Source organism: Methylomonas montana (genome assembly GCF_030490285.1).
In the GTDB taxonomy this organism is placed as follows: Bacteria; Pseudomonadota; Gammaproteobacteria; order Methylococcales; family Methylomonadaceae; genus Methylomonas; species Methylomonas montana.
On sequence record NZ_CP129884.1, the window covers coordinates 1,685,330 to 1,704,155 of the forward strand.

The window sequence follows — 18,826 nt, forward strand, 5'->3', positions numbered from 1 at the left end:
TTTTACCCTATAATCGCCGTTGCGTTCTGTCTTAAAAACTCAAATATTAACCGGAGATGGTTTTGACCATGAAAAATAGAATTTCTTTGTTTCTAATGCTGATGATTTTTGCTGGCGTTAGCCATGCGGAGCTGAAAATCGGCTTTGTCAATGTGGCTAAGGTTTTGGAAAAAGCGCCGCAAGCGGCAAAAGCAAAAACCCGCTTGGAAACCGAATTTTCACCTCGCGATAAAGCATTGGTTTCTCAGCAAAAAGAAATCAAAAACCTGGAAGACAAACTTGGTAAGGACTCTGCGGTGATGGGCGAAGAAGAGCGCCATAGACTGGAAAAAGACATTCTCGATAAAAAACGCGATGCCGCCAGAGCGCAACAGGAGTTCAGCGAAGACTTCAATATGCGCAGAAACGAAGAGCTTGGCAATTTGCAAAAGCGTATTGTCGAAGCGGTAAGAGCGTTAGCGAAGGAAGAGTCTTTCGATTTATTGCTGACAGACGGCGTCATCTATGCCAACGATCAAATCGACGTCACCGCTCGAGTTCAGCAAAAACTGGAAACATTGTCGCAATAAAGTCGTCACCGATGCTTTCCTGAATTCGGGAAAGTACTCACCGTTTACAGGCAGGGAAGTTCGGCAAGCATGGACTTCCCGCTATCCAATCCTCATCGCACAAACAACTCATGGCTGGCTCACTCGATATTTTACAAATTCAGGAATTATTGCCGCACCGCTATCCTTTTCTGCTGGTAGACAAGGTGCTTGAATGCGAACCGGGTGTGCGCTTGTCGGCTGTGAAAAACGTCACGTTTAACGAACCGTTTTTTCAAGGCCATTTCCCGAATCAGCCGATTATGCCAGGTGTGCTGATCATGGAAGCGCTGGCGCAAGCCACTGCGCTGTTGACTTCGCAGAGCAACGACAAACTGGGCAAAGGCACGATTTATTATTTGGCTGGCATCGATAATGCCCGGTTTAAAAGACAAGTCGTGCCCGGCGATCAACTGCGCTTGGAAATCACTTATATCAAGCACAAGCGGCATCTTTGGTCGTTCGACTGTCGAGCCGAAGTGGACGGCGAATTGGCCGCTAGCGCGCAGATCATGTGTGCGGCCTCGGCGGCTTAAATGATAGATCCTAGAGCCGTTGTACATATCAACGCCGAACTGGCCGACGACGTCAAAGTCGGTCCGTTCTCGATTATCGGTCCTGATGTGCAAATCGATTCCGGCACAGAGATCGGTCCGCATGTGGTGATCAAAGGGCCGACCGCAATCGGTAAAGACAACACCATCTATCAATTCACCTCGATAGGCGAGGATCCGCAAGACAAGAAATACGCGGACGAAATTACTCGACTGGAGATCGGCGACCGTAATGTGATTCGCGAGTTCTGCACCATGCACCGCGGCACTCAGCAGGATCAAGGACTAACATTGATCGGCAGCGACAATTTGTTCATGGCTTATACCCATGTCGCCCATGATTGCGTGATCGGCGACAACGTCATCATGGCCAACGGTGCCTCGATTGCCGGCCATGTACATCTCGGAGATCACTCGATTCTGGGCGGATTCACGCTGGTGCATCAGTTCACCCAGATAGGCGAATACAGTTTTTCGGCGATGGGTAGTGCGATTACCCAGGATATTCCGCCGTATGTGATGGTCGGCGGCAGGCCGACCCGGCCGCATGGCATCAACTCGGTGGGCATGGAACGCAACGGCGTACCGCCGGAGGTGATCAGGCAGATTCGTAAAGCCTATAAGATCCTCTACAAAAATAATCTGCGTCTGGAAGACGCTATCGAAGAAATGGAAGACATGGCCGGTGAAAGCAACGAACTGTCCAACATGGTCAGTTTCCTGCGTAATGTCACACGCGGCATCCTCCGATAACTGTTCACGGATTGCCGGTATCGACGAAGTTGGCCGAGGCTGCATAGTCGGACCGGTGGTCGCCGCTGCGGTGATTCTCGATCCGGCCAAGCCGATCGCCGGTTTGACCGATTCCAAAAAACTCACCGAAAAAAAACGTCGCTGGCTGGCCGAACATATCATGGCAAATGCTTGGTGTTGGGCCGTCGCCCGTGCCGAGGCCAGCGAAATCGACCGTATCAATATTTTGCAAGCGACGATGGTGGCAATGCAACGCGCCGTTGCTTATTTACCTTGTCAACCCGATTGGGTAAGGGTGGACGGCAATCGCTTACCGGCACTGGATATGCCTGGCGAAGCTATCGTGCAAGGGGATTTATTGGTTGCCGAGATCTCCGCCGCATCAATATTGGCCAAAGTGGCGCGCGACGAGGAAATGCAGACTTTGGATAGGCTATATCCGGGCTATCATTTTGCCGTTCATAAAGGCTATCCGACTCAGCAGCATTTAGCAGCGCTGCAACAATATGGCATCACCCCGCAGCATCGAAAATCGTTTGCACCGGTCAAGAAATATCTTGCTTAAGCAGCCATGAATCCGAGTTTCGTTCATCTTCGTATCCACACCGAATTTTCGCTGGTTGACGGTATCGTCAGAATCAAGCCGTTGGTGAAGAAACTGGCGGGATACGCGATGCCGGCCGCGGCGATTACCGAGCAAAGCAATCTATTCTCGCTGGTTAAATTTTATAAAGCCGCGCAAGGCGCCGGCATCAAACCGCTGATCGGCGCCGATGTGCTGGTATTCAACCCCGATGAGCCTGCTTCACCATTTCGCTTGACGCTATTAGCCCGCAATAAAAAAGGCTATGTGACGCTGACCGAGCTGATTTCTCTCGGTTACCAACAAGGCCAGCATCAGGGTATCCCGATGCTGCAGAAGGACTGGATCGCCGAAAACCATGAAGGATTGATCGTTCTGTCGGGAGCAATGGATGGCGATGTGGGCATGGCTTTATTGGCGGAAAACGCCGAACAGGCCAAGAGCTGCGCCGAATACTGGATGAGTCTGTTCGAGAACAGTTTTTATTTGGAGTTGCAACGGGTCGGCAAAGTCGATGAGGAGCGCTATATCAAACTGGCGGTGGATTTGGCTGTCGAGCTGGAGTTGCCGGTAGTGGCGACCAACGACGTGCGCTTCATCGGCAAGAACGATTTCGATGCGCATGAAGTGCGGGTTTGCATCCATCAGGGCCGGGTACTGGACGACAGCCGCCGGCCGAAAAATTATACCGCTCAGCAATATCTGCGCAGTGCCGAGGAAATGGCCGAATTGTTCGCCGATATTCCGGAAGCGCTGGAAAACAGCGTGGAAATAGCCAAGCGCTGCAATGTTGAATTGACGCTAGGCGAAAACTATCTGCCGGACTTTCCGGTACCCGAGGGTATGACGCTGGATCAGGTGTTTATGGAAGCATCGCGGCAAGGTTTGGAAGAGCGCTTGCAACAGCATCCGCCGGTGGGCAAGGGCAGTTTCGAGGAAAATCGCCAAGTTTACGACCAGCGTTTGGAAACCGAGCTTGGCGTGATTACCCAGATGGGTTTCCCCGGTTATTTCATGATCGTCGCGGACTTCATCCAGTGGGCCAAAAACAACGATATTCCGGTCGGGCCGGGCCGGGGTTCGGGGGCCGGTTCGCTGGTCGCTTACGCGTTGAAAATCACCGACCTGGATCCGATTGAATTCGATTTACTGTTCGAACGCTTCTTGAATCCGGAGCGGGTGTCGATGCCCGACTTCGACATCGATTTTTGTATGGATCGCCGTGACGAGGTGATCGATTACGTAGCCCGCCACTATGGCCGAGATCATGTCTCCCAGATCATCACTTACGGCTCGATGGCGGCCAAGGCGGTAATTCGCGACGTCGGCCGGGTAATGGGGCATGCCTATGGTTTCGTGGATAGGCTGGCAAAATTGATTCCATTTGAAATCGGCATGACCTTGGATAAGGCGCTGCAAGACAGCGCCGAGTTGAAAGCTTTGTACGATACCGAGGAAGAGGTCAAATCCCTGATCGACATGGCGCGTTCGCTGGAGGGTATTTCCCGTAATGCCGGCAAGCACGCAGGCGGAGTGGTGATATCGCCAACAAAGTTGACTGATTTCAGTCCACTGTATTGCGAGCAGGGCGGCGGCAATCTAGTCACGCAGTTCGACAAGGATGACGTCGAAGCCGTTGGCTTGGTCAAGTTTGACTTCTTGGGTTTGCGGACCCTGACCATTATCGATTGGGCGCTGCAGACCATCAATCGCCAACGCGCCCAGCGCGGCGAGGAAGCGGTCGACATCAGTCAGATTCCGCGCGACGACCTGCCCAGTTACGAATTGCTGAAAAATGCTCAGACCACGGCGGTGTTCCAGCTGGAGTCGCGCGGCATGAAGGAATTGATCAAAAAACTGAAACCGGACTGCTTCGATGACATCATCGCGTTGGTGGCACTGTTTCGTCCCGGACCGCTGGAATCGGGCATGGTCGATGACTACATCAACGTCAAGCATGGCGCCAAGGCCGAGTATGCCCATCCTTTGTTGGAACCGATCCTCAAACCCACCAATGGCGTAATTCTCTACCAGGAACAGGTGATGCAAATCGCCCGAGAATTGGCGATGTATACCTTGGGCGGCGCCGACATGCTGCGACGGGCGATGGGTAAGAAAAAGCCGGAGGAGATGGCCAAGGAGCGCGAAAAATTTATGTCGGGTGCGGTGGCAAACCAGATCGACGAAGCTATCGCCACCTATGTTTTCGACCTGATGGAAAAGTTTGCCGGCTATGGTTTCAACAAATCGCACTCGGCTGCCTACGCGCTGGTCGCTTATCAAACCGCTTGGTTGAAGGCGCATTATCCTGCCGCGTTCATGGCGGCGGTGATGTCGTCGGATATGGATAACACCGATAAAGTGGTGGTGTTGATAGACGAATGTCGGGAAATGAAGCTGGATATCTGTCCTCCGGACATCAATATTTCCGATTTCCGTTTTACTGTAAACGACCAAGGCCAGATCGTTTACGGCATCGGCGCGATCAAAGGCGTCGGCGAAAATGCGATAGAAGACTTGCTGAAAGAGCGCAATGCTAATGGCCCGTTTGCCGGCTTGTATGACTTATGCAAGCGCGTGGATTTGCGTAAGGTCAATCGCCGGGTCTTGGAGGCTCTGATCAGGGCAGGCGCCTTGGATAGCATTGATCCCAATCGTGCCGCACATCTGGCCGAATTGACCACCGCGCTAAGAGTCGCCGAACAGCACGGAAAAATGGCGCTGGCCGGTCAAAACGATCTATTCGGTTTGGCGGTGCAGGTGGAAGTCAGCGATGGCGAAGCGGAAGCCTATTCGACCGTCGTCGAACCGTGGACCGAAAAAGAAAAGCTGGAAGCGGAAAAGCAGACTCTGGGTTTGTTTCTGACCGGTCATCCGATAGCCGAATATCTGCCGGAATTGAAGCATATTACCTACGGTTCGCTGGCCAGCCTGGAAGTCGACGCCGGCCGCTCCAGGGGCAAGATGGAAGGCCGCGTGGCAGGATTGGTTGTGGAAATGCGTACCCGGCAAACAAAGCAAGGCAAGATGATGGGCTTTGCGACCTTGGACGACCGTACCGGCCGACTGGAAGTGGCGGCGTTTAGCGGCATTTTCGACAAATATCGGAATTTGCTGGCGAAAGACACCTTGTTGGTTGCAGAAGGATCGTTGGCAATGGACGACTTTACCAATAGTCTGCGCATGACTGCCGAAAAGCTCTACAGCATGGAGCAGGCACGGGAAATGTTTGCTAGGGCGATTGTTTTGAATTGGGATTGTCGGCAGTGGCCGACAGAACGCTCTTTTGTCGACGAGCTAATGGAGACTCTCAATCCGTTTTGCGGCGGTTTGTGTCCGATCAGCGTCGAGTTTGCAAAGTCCGATGCGAAAGCCAGTCTGCAATTGGGCGACGACTGGCGGGTGCATCCCGCCGATGAGTTGTTGACGCGTTTACGACGGTTGCTGTCGGTCGAGGCCGTGCAAGTCCGATATTGAGTTCGGTGATCGGGTTTTGTTCAAGACATAAAAAAGGGAGGGTTAAAGCCCTCCCCAAGTATTAAATCGCGGGTTCAGGAAACCCACGATATGGTTCAGCGATTACTTGTCGGTACGTTTGTATTCGACACGACGGTTATAAGCGCGGCCTTCATCGGTGTCGTTGGTGTCGACCGGTTTGGATTCGCCGAAGCCCGCCGCTGTCAAACGTTTGCCGTCTACCCCTTGTTTGATCAATTCGGCTTTTACCGCATTGGCTCTGCGCTCGGAAAGTTTTTGGTTGTAAGCGTCGGTGCCGTAACTGTCGGTGTGGCCTTGAATTTCTACGGTCAGACCGGGATTCAGCTTCATTACCTCAACGGCGTTTTGGATCAGTGGGTCGTATTTGGATTTGACGTTGGCTTTGTCGAAATCGAACAGCAGGCCGCGGAACGCCCAGCAACCGTCTCTATCGACGATGGCGCCTTTGGGGGTGTCGGGGCATTTGTCGGCACAGTTGTTGACACCGTCTTTGTCGTCATCGAGTTTTGAGCAATCCGCGACAACTGCTGGCGTGCCAGCTTTGAAGAATACGTTTTTGACGAATTCGCTCATGCCGTGTGCATCTTTGATGCTATCGGCGGTGGTTGAGAAACCGCAGGCGGATGCGTCGGAAATTTGTTGCAAGGTGGCTTGGCCGGCTGCGTCGTTGTCGTTGCCAACCCATACGGTATAAATGCACAGTCTGTCGCCGTATTGGGCTTTCAAGGCTTCAGCGGCTGGTGCGGGAGAAAATTCCTCAATACCGTCGCTCAGTACGATCAGCGCGATGTTGCCGGCAGCATTGCTAATATCATGACCGGATTCAGTTAATGCGGTTGCCAATGGTGTACCGCCGCTAGAGCAATTCAGGGACGCGATCGCGCTATCAAAGCCAGCAGGTGTGTAATTTTGTACGGCTTGATTCAAATGAGTCGAGTTCCAAGACAGGCAAGGGCCATAACCAAAGCTCAGCAAGCCGGATGTCAATGGGATAGACGGAATCGATTTGTTGAATTTATTCAACAGGTTTTTTTCTACATCCAGCTTGGTGCCGCTGTAATCGGCGGAGTTCAGGTAGGTGCGGCTCATCGACGAAGATGAATCGTTGACGACGAAGAAGTTATTGGTTTTTTGTACCAGTTTTCCGGATTTCACCAATGCATTTAAATCTTCGGGCTGGAATGCCTGGAAGGTGTTGCTAGACTGTGTCGCGCAGCCTGATAATAGCGCACCCGCCAAGGTGGCCGTGAATAAAAGGTTCTTTCTCATAGCTGGGGTCTCCTGATTGTTATTCTTTAACGGCAAGGCCGATTACTTTGCCTTGATAGGCAAGTCTAACATTAATCCTTTATTTTTTTATAGTTCATTCATCTTATTCGAATGCCGTGAAATAATGCCGGCTGGTATTTATCCATCCGTTTTTGGGGAGAATGTTATGCGTAAGATTTTAACTCTTTGTTTTCTGTTGTGGCAGGCCAATTTTGCCTGGGCTGAAAGTATAAAAGAATCGGCCGAGCAGGGAAATGCTCTGGCCCAAGCCAAGCTCGCTTCACTTTATTTGCTGGGCCGAGAGGGTTTTGATAAGGACGAGCAAAAAGCCGCCGAATGGATGGAAAAAGCCGCCAATCAAGGCGTGGTCGATGCCCAGGTGATCATGGGGGCGATGTACGACAGGGGGCTTGGCGTCACAGGCGACCGAGACAAGGCGACACGCTGGTATGAAAAAGCCGCGGCGCAAGGTCATGGCACCTCCCTGGCTATTTTAGGTAAAAACGAAGCCGCTCAAGGCAGCGTGCAATTTAATTATCAAGCGATGCGATTGAGTGCCGCGCGCTCGATTCCAACGGAATATGCAAAAAAATTTTTAACCACCAAATAATTGAATAATGAGTATCAGAACCCGATTTGCTCCAAGTCCCACCGGTTATCTACATGTTGGCGGCGCGAGAACCGCCTTGTTTTCATGGCTGTACGCGCGCAAACACGGTGGTCGTTTTATTCTGCGGATAGAGGATACCGACCTCGAACGCTCCACTCAGGAGTCGGTGAACGCAATTCTGGAGGGCATGACCTGGTTGGGCTTGGAATATGACGAAGGGCCGTTTTATCAAACCCATCGCTTCGATCGGTATAAAGAAGTGATTCAACAATTGCTGGAGCAGGGCGATGCCTATTATTGCTATTGCAGCCGCGAAGAATTGGATGTCTTGCGCGAACAGCAAATGGCCAATAAAGAGAAGCCCCGCTACAACGGCAAGTGCCGGCATGGCGTCGAGAATCCGCAAGGCGAGCGGGTGGTCCGTTTCAAGAATCCTGAACAAGGTGAAGTAGTGATCGAGGATTTGGTGAAGGGTCGCATCGTTGTGGCGAATAAGGAGTTGGATGACCTGATCATCGCCCGTTCCGACGGTACGCCTACTTATAACCTGACCGTGGTAGTCGACGATATGGATATGGGCGTTACTCATGTGATACGCGGTGACGATCATGTGAACAATACACCGCGGCAGATCAATATCCTAAAAGTGCTGGGTGCGCAATTGCCGGTTTATGCGCATGTGCCGATGATTTTGGGGGCTGATGGCGCGCGCTTATCCAAGCGTCACGGCGCGGTTAGCGTGATGCAGTATCGCAACGACGGCTTTCTGCCCGAGGCCTTGCTGAATTATTTGGTGCGCTTGGGTTGGTCGCATGGCGATCAGGAGCTGTTTTCCTTGGAAGAAATGGTGGCGTTATTCGAACTGGAAAAAGTCAATGTCTCGGCGTCCACGTTTAATACCGATAAATTGTTGTGGCTGAATCATCAGTACATCATGAATAGCGATCCGGAGCATGTCGCTCGACATTTGGCCTGGCATATGGGTGAGCGGGGGATAGACCCGACAAACGGTCCGGCATTGGCCGATGTGGTGAAAGCCCAGCGGGAGCGCTGCAAAACGCTGGTGGATATGGCTGCAGAAAGCGAATATTTCTATCGGGAGTTCGACGCTTACGAAGACAAGGCTGCCAAGAAAAACTTCAAGCAGGGTGTTGACGCTGTACTAGGACATTTGGCCGCGCAATTTAGCGCGGCAAGCGATTGGGAGGCGTCCGGCTTGCATCAGATTGTCTTGGATAGCGCCGAGCAATTGCAACTTAATCTCGGTAAAGTTGCGCAGCCCTTGCGTGTCGCGGTCTGCGGCAGCGGAGTCTCGCCGGCGATTGACGTGACTTTAGCGCTACTGGGTAAAGAGAAAACGCTGAGCAGAATAGAACGGGCTATAGGCTATATAAAGAATTTAGAAAATTTATAGACAAAGTTCTGAAACTGCGTATAATACGAGGACTCAACTACGGGGCCATAGCTCAGCTGGGAGAGCGCTTGCATGGCATGCAAGAGGTCAGCGGTTCGATCCCGCTTGGCTCCACCAAATTAGTTGATTAGTCCTTAGTCCCCATCGTCTAGTGGCCTAGGACACCGCCCTTTCACGGCGGTAACGGGGGTTCGAACCCCCCTGGGGACGCCAATTGGCTAATATCAGTTTAGGCTGATAACAATAAATTACGTATATAAGCAGAGTATTCTGCAAATAGTCCTTAGTCCCCATCGTCTAGTGGCCTAGGACACCGCCCTTTCACGGCGGTAACGGGGGTTCGAACCCCCCTGGGGACGCCAATTTATCTAAAGTAGTTTTACTTTAGATGCTTCTGATCAATCTCGTAGTCTTCCCGATATATCCTTCAGTTCGTCTTTGGCGAAATCGCATATATTTGCCGATTTGTTTGCCGTGCTGAATTTGTGTTGGTGTTGCCAATTCGTCAAGGATCTGACATCAAAATGCAGGTAGGTCGATAAACCAACCCTAAGCCGTTGGCATAGGGTTGGTTTGCGTTCTGACTATCTAAACCCTAGCCACATCCACTCTCTCAAGTAATGTTGCTAAAGGCGCGATGGGTCTTTGAGTTTTTAGGTGGAAGGGTGGCCGGCTTCAATCATTACTTTCAATTTTGAACCTGGTTTGATGTCGGCCTTGTTTTTGGGGACATTGTTCCATTTGCGCAATTCAGTGACGTTGACATTAAATTTCTTCGAGATCTGGGCCAAGGTGTCACCGGATTTAACGGTATAGCTGATTTGCTTGATTGCAGGCGCTGTGGACGCAACGGTGATAGCTCCGCCGGTCTTTTTAATAGTGAGTTTTTGACCCGGTTTTAACGCGGCTTTGTTGGGCAATTTGTTCCAGCTCAAAATATCGTCTTTATCGACCGAAAAGTGCTGGGCCACATTCCACAGCGTATCGCCTTTCTTAACGGTGTATACCTGCTTGGTGAATTGAGGCTGCGGAGGCGTTTGCACTTGTGTGGCTGTGGCTACAGCAGTTGCGGATTCGCCTTTTAGTGGCTGATAAGACACCGGAATCAGCAGGATTTTGCCTTCGGCAACGATCTCGTCGTCGAGGTGGTTAATGTTTTGAATTTCTTCAACACTGGTATTGTGTCGTTTGGCAATGGTTTTCAGCGATTCCTTTCTGCCGACGGTGTGGTGTTCCCATTTAATTCTTTCTTGAGACGGCAGTTCTGCCAATTTTTCTTTGAAAGTATCGGCTTTATCGACTGGGATTAACAGGTGATGGGGGCCGTTCGGGTCAGTGCTCCAACGGTTGAATCCCGGATTCAATTTGAAAAAATGATCCAGCGGTGTCTGCGCCATTTCCGCCGCTTTACCCAGGTCTATTTGCGATTTGACATCGACCAGCTCGAAATAGGGTTGGTTGGCAAATTGTTGCAGATTGACGTTGTATTTTTCAGGATTAGCAAAAATTTTCGCGATGGCTAACAGTCTAGGCACATAAGCTGAGGTTTCGTTATTCAAATCCAGCGACCAAAAGTCGGTAGGTTGGCCTCGTTCCACATTTTTATCCACGGCATTCCTGATATTGCCTTTACCTGCATTATAGGAGGCCAAGGCCAATAGCCAGTCGTTATTGAAGGTTTCGCTCAATTCCTTCAGAAAGGTGGTAGCGGCTTGAGTGGATTCGACTACGCCACGACGAGCGTCGTACCAACTATTTTGTTTTAAACCGTATAGGCGTCCGGTCGGCGGGATGAATTGCCAAAGACCGGAGGCTTGGGCGGGAGACATCGCATCGGGGCGGAATGCACTTTCAACGGCCGGCAGCAAAGCTAGTTCGCCGGGAATGTTTTTGGCTTCGATTTCATTCAGAATGAAATACAAATAGGGTTCCGCTCTCTGTTGAACCCGGGTCAGATATTCCGGATTTTTAAGATACCAATTTACTTCGCGATCGATTCTGGCATTATCGATTTCCGGTAAAGCGTACAAGGACAGCATTCTGTCCCAAATAGTGGGATGTTCTTTTACTTCCGCTTGTTTTTTGTTGTGATTACCGCCATTGCCATTCCGCGTAAATACGGAAAACTTGCTAGTCGAAGACTGAGTCAGGTGGTCTTTTTGAGCTTGTTGGCTACAGCCGGTAACCAGCAAAATCGGCAGTAGATAAGACAGATGACGGCCTGATTTTTTAGAAATTGAGCGGGGCATTGTCTGAACTCGCTAAAATAAAAAAATTAGATGCTAGCATGGCTTTCCGAAATAGCCAAAAAAACATACCCTTAGCGGGCGGATAAATGAAAAGAGAATTTCTATTTGCGTTGTACCAAACCCCACGGGGTAAGTTACTGCAAACCATGGAGGCCAGCTATTTAAAGCGGTCGATTACCGTCAGCTGTAAGCAACAACAATTACAGATCGGCGGCTTGGGTTGGGAAAACGAGTTCGTCGATTTTTCCTTATATCAGAATTATCTTATTCTGGACGGTAAGGGAGAGGGCGATGGCAACGCCCTGAAAGTCACTGCCAAAGCATTCAACTTGCCGATTCAAACCGAGTCGATGGATTTGATAATACTGCCGCACATGTTGGAGTTCGATGCGCGGCGTTTCCAAACTTTGCGTGAAGTTAATCGGGTCTTAAAGCCGGGCGGCGAATTGGTGATGTTGAATTTCAATCCGTTTAGCCTCTCGGTGCGCTTTCAATTCTTATGGGATAGGAAGCTTGCCGATTCTTGGCGGGCGCATTTCATTACCAAGGTACGGGTCTTGGATTGGTTGAAATTGATGAATTTTGAATTATTAACGACGGCCGAATTCGGCCTTGACAGCTATACCATCGCCCATGGCAAATTCCAGTTCTGTTTGGGGTCTTTGTTTGCAATGGCTTACGGCGTCAAAGCGGTTAAAAGGCAATATACTTTGATTCCTTTATCGGCGGTACAGCGCCGTAAAGCCAATCTGGCCACGGCTGGATTAAGTTTGGAATCGAGATTACATAAATCGGAAGGTCATGACTGAAGTAATTATTTATACGGATGGCGCATGCAAGGGTAATCCCGGTCCAGGAGGATGGGGCGTGCGCATGGAATATAAGGCTTATGAAAAAGAGTTGTACGGCGGTGAAACCGAAACCACCAATAACCGGATGGAATTGATGGCGGCGATTCAGGCTTTGGAAACCTTAACCAAACCGTGCAGCATTAGACTGCACACCGACTCCAAATATGTGCTGCAAGGTATCACCGAATGGTTGGTTAACTGGAAAAAGCGGGCATGGAAAACCGCGGCGAACAAGCCGGTCAAAAACGAAGATCTGTGGCGGCGCTTGGATACCGCCATTCAACGTCATAATATCGATTGGATATGGGTCAAAGGCCACGCTGGGGATGTAGGTAACGAGCGCGCCGACCAACTGGCCAATGAGGGGATCGAGCAACTGCCTCGCTCCTGAAACAAGAGCATAGGAAATATCATGTTAGGTTCGATAGCAGCGGCTTTAGTCGGTATCTGGTTCTACCATACGGCTGCACGCTCGGGACGCCCGGCGGTGTCATGGGCAGTATCCGGCGTGGTGGTCTATTTTTTGGCGGCCTTGCTATGGACGCTGGTAGTTACGCCGAGTATCAAGGATATGGCAAGTCATAACCAGAGCGCCGCACTCATTTTTATCGTTCGCTACGCCTATATCGGATTCGGTGTGCTGGCTGCGGTACTGCTGAACGGTTGGCTGAACAAATCAGCTGATTAAAAGGCCGATGGCAGCCTGGTCGGTCTATATCATTCAATGCGATGACGGTAGTTTGTACACGGGTATCAGCACCGATGTAGAGCGGCGTTTTCAGCAACATGTTGGTCGACAGGGTGCAAAATATTTCAGAAGTCGTCGGCCAAGTCAGTTGGTCTTTGTCGAGACCGGTCATGACCGGGTCTCTGCGAGTCGCCGCGAAGCGCTGATTAAAAAAATGAAGCGCAATGAGAAATTGCAGCTGATCGCTGCCTGTCCATTGGTAATGAATTAATGGCAAATGATGGCGTAGGGTTTGTGAAATGCGGATGTTCATGAGAATGATTTGCATTAGTTGTTGTAAGGGTTTTATACTCGAGTCTCAATTTTCTGGAGACCGATATGAAGCCATTGCAGTCGAAACTTAGTGTCGCTATCGCGACGATTGCCGTCAGTGCCGGGGCAAATGCCGCTGGTATTCCCGCTGAAAAGCCGCAAACCATGGATGAAATGTGGAAGATTATTCAGGCTCAGCAGCAGCAAATCGACAGCATGACCAAGAAGCTGGAAGCTGTGGCGCAAAAAAGCCCAACTGGCGAAGTCAGCAACTTGGAACGTAAAACCAATGTGCTGACCGAAGAGGTTGAGAAGCTTCGCACCGAATTGGTGGTGCCTGAGAAAGTCGAATACAAGAGTGCTTATGGTTTGGGCCCGGCAGCCTCCAAGGTTTATCAAGTCGGTAAGGGCTTGTCGATTGGCGGCTACGGCGAGGCGAATTATCAGGCGCGGGTTGACGACCAGGGTGGGCGAAACGCAAACGGGACTTTTACCAATCCTGATAATACCGACGTCGAGCGCTTGGTCATCTATACCGGTTACAAATTCAGCGACAGTATTCTGTTCAATAGTGAAATCGAGTTTGAACACGCGTCTACAGGAAATAATGGCTCGGGTATTTCCGGTTCAGACACTGGTACCGTCTCCGTCGAAATGGCGTCCTTGGATTTCTTCATCGACCCGATGGTCAATGTCCGGGCTGGCATGTTGTTGATGCCGATGGGTTTCATCAACCAGATTCACGAACCGCCATTTTATTTCGGTAACAACCGTCCCGAAGTCGAGAGACGCATCATACCTAGTACTTGGCGCGAGAATGGTGTCGGTTTGTTCGGCGAGTTATTGCCAGGTTTGACGTACACGACCTATGTAGTCAATGGCATGAATGCCAGAAACTTCAGCGCTTCAGGTATTCGTGGCGGTCGGCAAGCGGGCGGCCAGGCGTTGGCGGAAGACTTGGCCTATGTCGGTCGCTTGGATTACACGCCGCCAATGCTGCCGGGTGTGATGGTCGGCGGTTCGGCTTACGTCGGCAATTCCGGGCAGAATCAGCTCTATAACGGTAGACAACTCGACGTGGCCACGCAGCTTTACGAAGCGCATTTGCAATGGAAATATCGTGGTCTGGAATTCCGTACCTTGGGTTCCTGGGGGCATATCGGCGACGCGGCCTTGTTGAGTGCTGCACGAAGCACCACCATAGGCGAAGAAAACTACGGTTGGTACAGCGAAGTCGGTTACGACATTCTGCCGCATTTCTTGCACGATACGACTCAGTATCTGGCGCCGTTTGTTCGTTACGAACGGATGGATACTGTCGCTACAGTGCCGACAGGTCGAGTCGATGATCTGACCAGGGATGTAGAAATCTACCAAGTCGGCCTCAACTATAAACCCATTCCCAATGTCGTGATTAAGGCTGATTACCGTAATTTCACCCAAAAATCCGGCGCTTCTCCGGATGACTTTAACTTGGGTGTAGGCTTTATTTTCTAGAACGGCCGGGTGATTGCTGGATTGGCCCCGTCGGTTCATACGGCGGGGCGCGCCGGTATATAATGCTATATCTAACCCGGTTATCCGCGTAACGGCTTGGCAAATCGTCGGCCGGTCTCTATCATAGCCGCCGTATTATTCACTCCCTGGATTTGTCCAACTCATGCTGATTTCAAAAACTCGTCGGCTTCTGCTGACGCTACTGGTTTTTTGTTTAACGATCGTAAACGTTGCCGCCGCTGTTTTTTATAGCAAGGACGAAGCGATGAAGCTTGCGTTCGGCGACGATGCTAGCGTGGAAATGCAATCGCTGTTCCCCACGCCGGAAGAAGTGGCGCAAATCGAACAATTGGCCAAGGTCAAGCTGGAATCCAATCTGTTCAGTTTTTATGTCGGCAAGAAGCAAGATACCGTGATTGGTTATGCCGCCATCGAATCTCACACCGTTAGAACCAAGCCGGAAACCCTGCTGGTGGTGCTAACGCCGGAAGGCAAATTGCGTAACGTCTATACGCTGGCGTTTCACGAGCCGCCGGAATATCAGCCGCCGGAGCGCTGGATGGCGTTGCTGGCCAATCATTCCATCGAAGAATTGAGTCTGAGCAAGGATATTCAAGGCGTGGCTGGCGCCACACTCAGTACCCGCGCCGCGATCAACAGTGCCCGTAAGGTATTGGCGATTTACCAAGTTCTTATCCAAAACAAGTCACACTGATGCGTTTTTTTGTTACCGGCGAGCAGAATCGCCAGCTGCTGATCAATACCTTGATCTTGATGTTCTTGGTCTATGTGGCCTTGTTGTGGGTCAGCAACGGCCTGATGTATTTTCATAAAATGAATCTCACCCCTGAGTCGGTAGTTTCTTATTATTTAGGGAATGAGCAAGAGTTTAACGAGCCGAAAAGCTATCAAAGCCTGCTGGAAGTCACGCATTTTCATTTGTTTGCGATGGGCATGCTGGTATTGACGCTGACCCATCTGATGCTGATGACCTCGCTGCCAACCCTGATGAAAGTCTGGATTAGCGCGATAGTTTATGCGGCGGCAATCGCCGATGAAGCAGCCGGTTGGTTGGTGCGTTTTGTTCATCCAGGATTTGCATATTTTAAAATAGCCGCATTTTTATCGCTGGAAACTTCCTTGTTCCTGCTAATCGTCATCGTCGGTCTGTCGCTGATTGAATCACGCCGGCACTTGCGCTAAAACGGCTCGTCTTTTCCGTTTCGCCGATTATTGAGCATTGATGCACTCTTCTCTTTAGCCGATGTCGTACACATGTGGCATTAAGAGGGTGGAGCGATGTCCGATCTATTCTGTATGGTAGTACACGCCATCCACCCGAGTTTTTGACTTCAACCTAGAGAAAAGCCATGAATAAACATTTACAACTAGTCAGAGATTTTCATCGGAAATTCGGCATTATTCAGCCCGACGACGGTGAAATCGGGCATTTGTCGGATATGGATATTGTGATGCGCCAAGCCTTGCTGCTCGATTGCGGCAGCGAGACATTCAAAGCCATCGCTAGCGGCGATCTGGTCAAGATTTTGGCCGGCCTGGTGGACTTATCCTTTAATGCGCTGGCAGCAATTGCCAGTCGCGGCGACGACGTTATCGCGGTGTCCGCCAACTGGCGTCAGGATGGTTCGGTGTTATCAGTGATGCGGGTATTGTCGGAAAGAATCAATAGCTGTACCTCCGGCGAGACCGTGCACTATTCCGGCTTGTATGCAATTTGCGCGCATTTATCACAGCGCTTTATCAATGCCGATTTCGACGAAGCTTTCCAAATCGTCCATCAGCATTTGATGAGCGGTCGGGGCGACGCCGATCATCTGGATTTGAGTCCCGCGCTATTCGAATAAAGGCGGGCAGCAGCATGGTAGAACAACGCTATACGCTCGGCTTTGTTGGTATAGGCTTGATGGGCCTGCCGTTAAGCTTGCGCTTGTTGGCGGCGGGTTTTCGGGTCAATGTCTGGAATCGCACCGTCGCCAAGTTGGATGGAATCAGCGGTGCCGGTGCTAAAGTCTGTGACAGTGTCAGTGAATTGGTCAAAGCTTCCGATGTGGTGATTTTGTGCCTGACCGATACCGCTGCCGTGGAAGCGGTGGTGAGGGAACAGATTATCGCCAACGGCAGCGCCGATAAATTGTTAATAGACTTGTCCAGCATCCACCCGGACGCGACCCGGCGCATGGCGGCCGAGTTGCGGGCCGCTTGCGGCATGCGCTGGGTAGATGCGCCGGTATCGGGCGGAACCGCCGGCGCAGAGCAGGGCAGCTTGGCGATTATGGCCGGCGGTGCCGACTCTGATATTGAGATCGCGCGCGAAGTGTTGCGGCCATTGTATAGCCGCTTGACGCATATGGGTGTGGTCGGCAGCGGTCAAACCACTAAAATCTGCAATCAGATGATCGTCAGTTGCAATGTGTTGGTGATCGCGGAAATGATGGCGCTGGCAAAATCGGCCGGCGTCGATGCCGCGAAAATTCCCGAAGCGCTGGCTGGCGGTTTTGCCGATTCCAAACCCTTGCAAATTGTCGGACCGGAAATGGCCGATAAGCGTTTCGAGCCGGTGAAATGGCGGGTGAAAACCCTGTTGAAAGATTTGCATATGGCGGTCGATTTGGCCGGCAAGCAGGGCAGCGCAGTGCCGATTTCCGGCTTGGCGGCGCAACTGATGCAATTGCATGGCAGTGGTGGTTTTCTGGAGCAGGATCCATCGACTCTGATCAAACTATACGCCCAAGACTAATGCTGCGTTTTACCGCTAATTTGAGTTTATTGTTTGCCGAACTGCCATTGCTCGAACGGTTTCAGGCCGCTAAACAGCACGGTTTCGAGGCGGTGGAAATTCAATTCCCTTACACGCTTCCGGCCGAGCAAATCCAAAATTTACTGGATCAACAGGATTTGCAACTGGTGCTGTTTAATGTCGATGCCGATATCTTGTTGCAGGGCGGTGAGGGTTTGGCGGCGGTTCCGGAAAAACGCGATCAATTCAAAACGGCGGTAGAGCAAGCGCTGGTTTATGCCGAGCGCTTGAAGCCTCGTGTTATTAATGTGTTGCCCGGTCGCTGCCTGGACCCGCAACGCTTAGGGGAATATCAAACCACCTTGCTGGAAAATCTGAGCTACGCGGCGTCTGCCTTCGCTGAACTGGGGATCACTACGGTATTTGAAGCCGTCAATAGCTACGACATGCCCGGCTTTATCGTCGATAGCAGCCAGGGGATGCTGGATGTACTCGCAAAAGTCGATCATCCGAATTTACGCATGCAATACGATATTTATCATATGAGTCGGATGGGCGAAGATTGCGCCGGATTTTTACGGCAACATCTCGATAAGATCGGCCATATTCAGTTTGCCGATTGCCCAGGTCGCGGCCAGCCCGGTAGCGGCGGGGTGGATTTCGACACGCTGTTCGATATTATCGCCGCTTCGGACTACAAAGGTTGGGTCGGTGCCGAGTATCGGCCGACCGGCATCACCGCCGCCAGCCTGGATTGGTTGAAAACCTGCGCTGTAAAATAATCGGGCGGTATAATCGCCTAGCCTCAAATCACCGGTTCATTGCCATGTCCAAGCATAATTTCACCATTCATCACGCCAGCCTGATCGTCTCCGATACCGAGCAATCGCTACTTTTTTACCGCGACGTGCTGGGGATGGAGCAGACCGAGCGGCCGAATCTGCCGTTTCCGGGTGCCTGGTTGCAAATCGGGGCGCAGCAGATTCATTTGCTGGAATTGGATAATCCCGATCCGACGACAGGTCGGCCGGCGCATGGCGGCCGTGATAGGCATGTGGCGATGCATATCGATTCGGTTGATGTCTTGCGTGAAGACCTGGAGCGGACCCATACGGCTTACACCTTGAGTATTTCCGGCCGCAAGGCGCTGTTCTGTCGGGATCGTGACGGTAACGCGCTGGAGTTTATCGAGCGGCCCTGATC

General features: G+C 51.2%; 20 protein-coding genes and 3 tRNA genes. 21 read left to right on the forward strand and 2 right to left on the reverse strand.

Annotation, left to right across the window (positions count from 1 at the left end; genetic code table 11):
- Positions 1-68: 68 nt before the first annotated feature.
- From QZJ86_RS07880 to dnaE, 5 genes are all read left to right on the forward strand, one after another.
- On the forward strand, positions 69-569 hold the full coding sequence (locus QZJ86_RS07880) for an OmpH family outer membrane protein (protein ID WP_301937923.1): 501 nt from the start codon (positions 69-71) through the stop codon (positions 567-569).
- A 110-nt stretch (positions 570-679) separates the two neighbouring features.
- Entirely contained in the window at positions 680-1,123 is a 444-nt protein-coding gene (fabZ, locus tag QZJ86_RS07885) for a 3-hydroxyacyl-ACP dehydratase FabZ (RefSeq protein ID WP_301937924.1), read from the forward strand.
- The gene (lpxA, locus tag QZJ86_RS07890; protein WP_301937926.1) at positions 1,124-1,894 is read left to right on the forward strand and encodes an acyl-ACP--UDP-N-acetylglucosamine O-acyltransferase; all 771 of its coding nucleotides are present in this window, start codon (positions 1,124-1,126) and stop codon (positions 1,892-1,894) included. It abuts the gene before it with no gap.
- Entirely contained in the window at positions 1,869-2,459 is a 591-nt protein-coding gene (gene rnhB, locus QZJ86_RS07895) for a ribonuclease HII (RefSeq protein WP_301937928.1), read from the forward strand. The genes lpxA and rnhB overlap by 26 nt, the downstream gene beginning before the upstream one ends.
- A 6-nt stretch (positions 2,460-2,465) precedes the next feature.
- Complete coding sequence (dnaE, locus tag QZJ86_RS07900; RefSeq protein ID WP_301937930.1) at positions 2,466-5,954, forward strand: DNA polymerase III subunit alpha; 3,489 nt, start codon at positions 2,466-2,468, stop codon at positions 5,952-5,954.
- A 102-nt stretch (positions 5,955-6,056) separates the two neighbouring features.
- Here dnaE and QZJ86_RS07905 read toward each other — a convergent pair whose 3' ends face one another.
- Positions 6,057-7,244: an OmpA family protein gene (locus tag QZJ86_RS07905; RefSeq protein WP_301937932.1), complete on the reverse strand. Its 1,188-nt coding sequence runs from the start codon at positions 7,242-7,244 to the stop codon at positions 6,057-6,059.
- A gap of 16 nt (positions 7,245-7,260) precedes the next feature.
- On the opposite strand from QZJ86_RS07905, the gene QZJ86_RS07910 reads away from it, so the two are divergent.
- The 5 genes from QZJ86_RS07910 to QZJ86_RS07930 all read left to right on the forward strand — a co-directional run bounded on the left by QZJ86_RS07910 (position 7,261) and on the right by QZJ86_RS07930 (position 9,630).
- The gene (locus QZJ86_RS07910; protein ID WP_301937935.1) at positions 7,261-7,854 is read left to right on the forward strand and encodes a tetratricopeptide repeat protein; all 594 of its coding nucleotides are present in this window, start codon (positions 7,261-7,263) and stop codon (positions 7,852-7,854) included.
- Positions 7,855-7,861: 7 nt separating this feature from the next.
- Positions 7,862-9,268 (forward strand): glutamate--tRNA ligase, encoded by a 1,407-nt coding sequence (gltX, locus tag QZJ86_RS07915; RefSeq protein ID WP_301937937.1) that lies wholly within the window; start codon positions 7,862-7,864, stop codon positions 9,266-9,268.
- Between the two features lie 41 nt (positions 9,269-9,309).
- Positions 9,310-9,385: transfer RNA gene (locus QZJ86_RS07920), tRNA-Ala, on the forward strand.
- A gap of 20 nt (positions 9,386-9,405) precedes the next feature.
- Positions 9,406-9,481, forward strand: a tRNA-Glu gene (locus QZJ86_RS07925).
- Positions 9,482-9,554: 73 nt separating this feature from the next.
- Positions 9,555-9,630 (forward strand) — tRNA-Glu (locus QZJ86_RS07930).
- 291 nt (positions 9,631-9,921) lie between these two features.
- Here the strand turns inward: QZJ86_RS07930 and QZJ86_RS07935 are convergent.
- Positions 9,922-11,517, reverse strand: a complete 1,596-nt coding sequence (locus QZJ86_RS07935; RefSeq protein WP_301937939.1) for a lytic transglycosylase — start codon at positions 11,515-11,517, stop codon at positions 9,922-9,924.
- An 86-nt stretch (positions 11,518-11,603) separates the two neighbouring features.
- Between QZJ86_RS07935 and QZJ86_RS07940 the strand changes: the two genes are divergently transcribed.
- The 11 genes from QZJ86_RS07940 (at position 11,604) to QZJ86_RS07990 (ending at position 18,824) form a co-directional block, all read left to right on the forward strand.
- Positions 11,604-12,326, forward strand: a complete 723-nt coding sequence (locus QZJ86_RS07940) for a class I SAM-dependent methyltransferase (protein WP_301937942.1) — start codon at positions 11,604-11,606, stop codon at positions 12,324-12,326.
- The gene (gene rnhA, locus QZJ86_RS07945) at positions 12,319-12,759 is read left to right on the forward strand and encodes a ribonuclease HI (protein WP_301937943.1); all 441 of its coding nucleotides are present in this window, start codon (positions 12,319-12,321) and stop codon (positions 12,757-12,759) included. Before QZJ86_RS07940 ends, rnhA begins: the two co-directional genes overlap by 8 nt.
- Positions 12,760-12,780: 21 nt before the next feature.
- Entirely contained in the window at positions 12,781-13,056 is a 276-nt protein-coding gene (locus QZJ86_RS07950) for a hypothetical protein (protein ID WP_301937944.1), read from the forward strand.
- A 7-nt stretch (positions 13,057-13,063) separates the two neighbouring features.
- Positions 13,064-13,327, forward strand: a complete 264-nt coding sequence (locus tag QZJ86_RS07955; protein WP_301937945.1) for a GIY-YIG nuclease family protein — start codon at positions 13,064-13,066, stop codon at positions 13,325-13,327.
- A gap of 107 nt (positions 13,328-13,434) precedes the next feature.
- On the forward strand, positions 13,435-14,865 hold the full coding sequence (locus QZJ86_RS07960; RefSeq protein WP_301937947.1) for a porin family protein: 1,431 nt from the start codon (positions 13,435-13,437) through the stop codon (positions 14,863-14,865).
- 265 nt (positions 14,866-15,130) lie between these two features.
- On the forward strand, positions 15,131-15,580 hold the full coding sequence (locus QZJ86_RS07965; protein WP_301937948.1) for an FMN-binding protein: 450 nt from the start codon (positions 15,131-15,133) through the stop codon (positions 15,578-15,580).
- Positions 15,580-16,068, forward strand: a complete 489-nt coding sequence (locus tag QZJ86_RS07970) for a hypothetical protein (protein WP_301937950.1) — start codon at positions 15,580-15,582, stop codon at positions 16,066-16,068. Before QZJ86_RS07965 ends, QZJ86_RS07970 begins: the two co-directional genes overlap by 1 nt.
- Before the next feature lie 167 nt (positions 16,069-16,235).
- Positions 16,236-16,730: a nucleoside triphosphate pyrophosphohydrolase family protein gene (locus QZJ86_RS07975; RefSeq protein WP_301937953.1), complete on the forward strand. Its 495-nt coding sequence runs from the start codon at positions 16,236-16,238 to the stop codon at positions 16,728-16,730.
- A 14-nt stretch (positions 16,731-16,744) separates the two neighbouring features.
- Entirely contained in the window at positions 16,745-17,623 is an 879-nt protein-coding gene (locus tag QZJ86_RS07980; RefSeq protein WP_301937955.1) for an NAD(P)-dependent oxidoreductase, read from the forward strand.
- Complete coding sequence (locus QZJ86_RS07985) at positions 17,623-18,405, forward strand: hydroxypyruvate isomerase family protein (protein ID WP_301937957.1); 783 nt, start codon at positions 17,623-17,625, stop codon at positions 18,403-18,405. Before QZJ86_RS07980 ends, QZJ86_RS07985 begins: the two co-directional genes overlap by 1 nt.
- 44 nt (positions 18,406-18,449) lie before the next feature.
- Entirely contained in the window at positions 18,450-18,824 is a 375-nt protein-coding gene (locus QZJ86_RS07990; protein ID WP_301937959.1) for a VOC family protein, read from the forward strand.
- Positions 18,825-18,826: the final 2 nt, after the last annotated feature.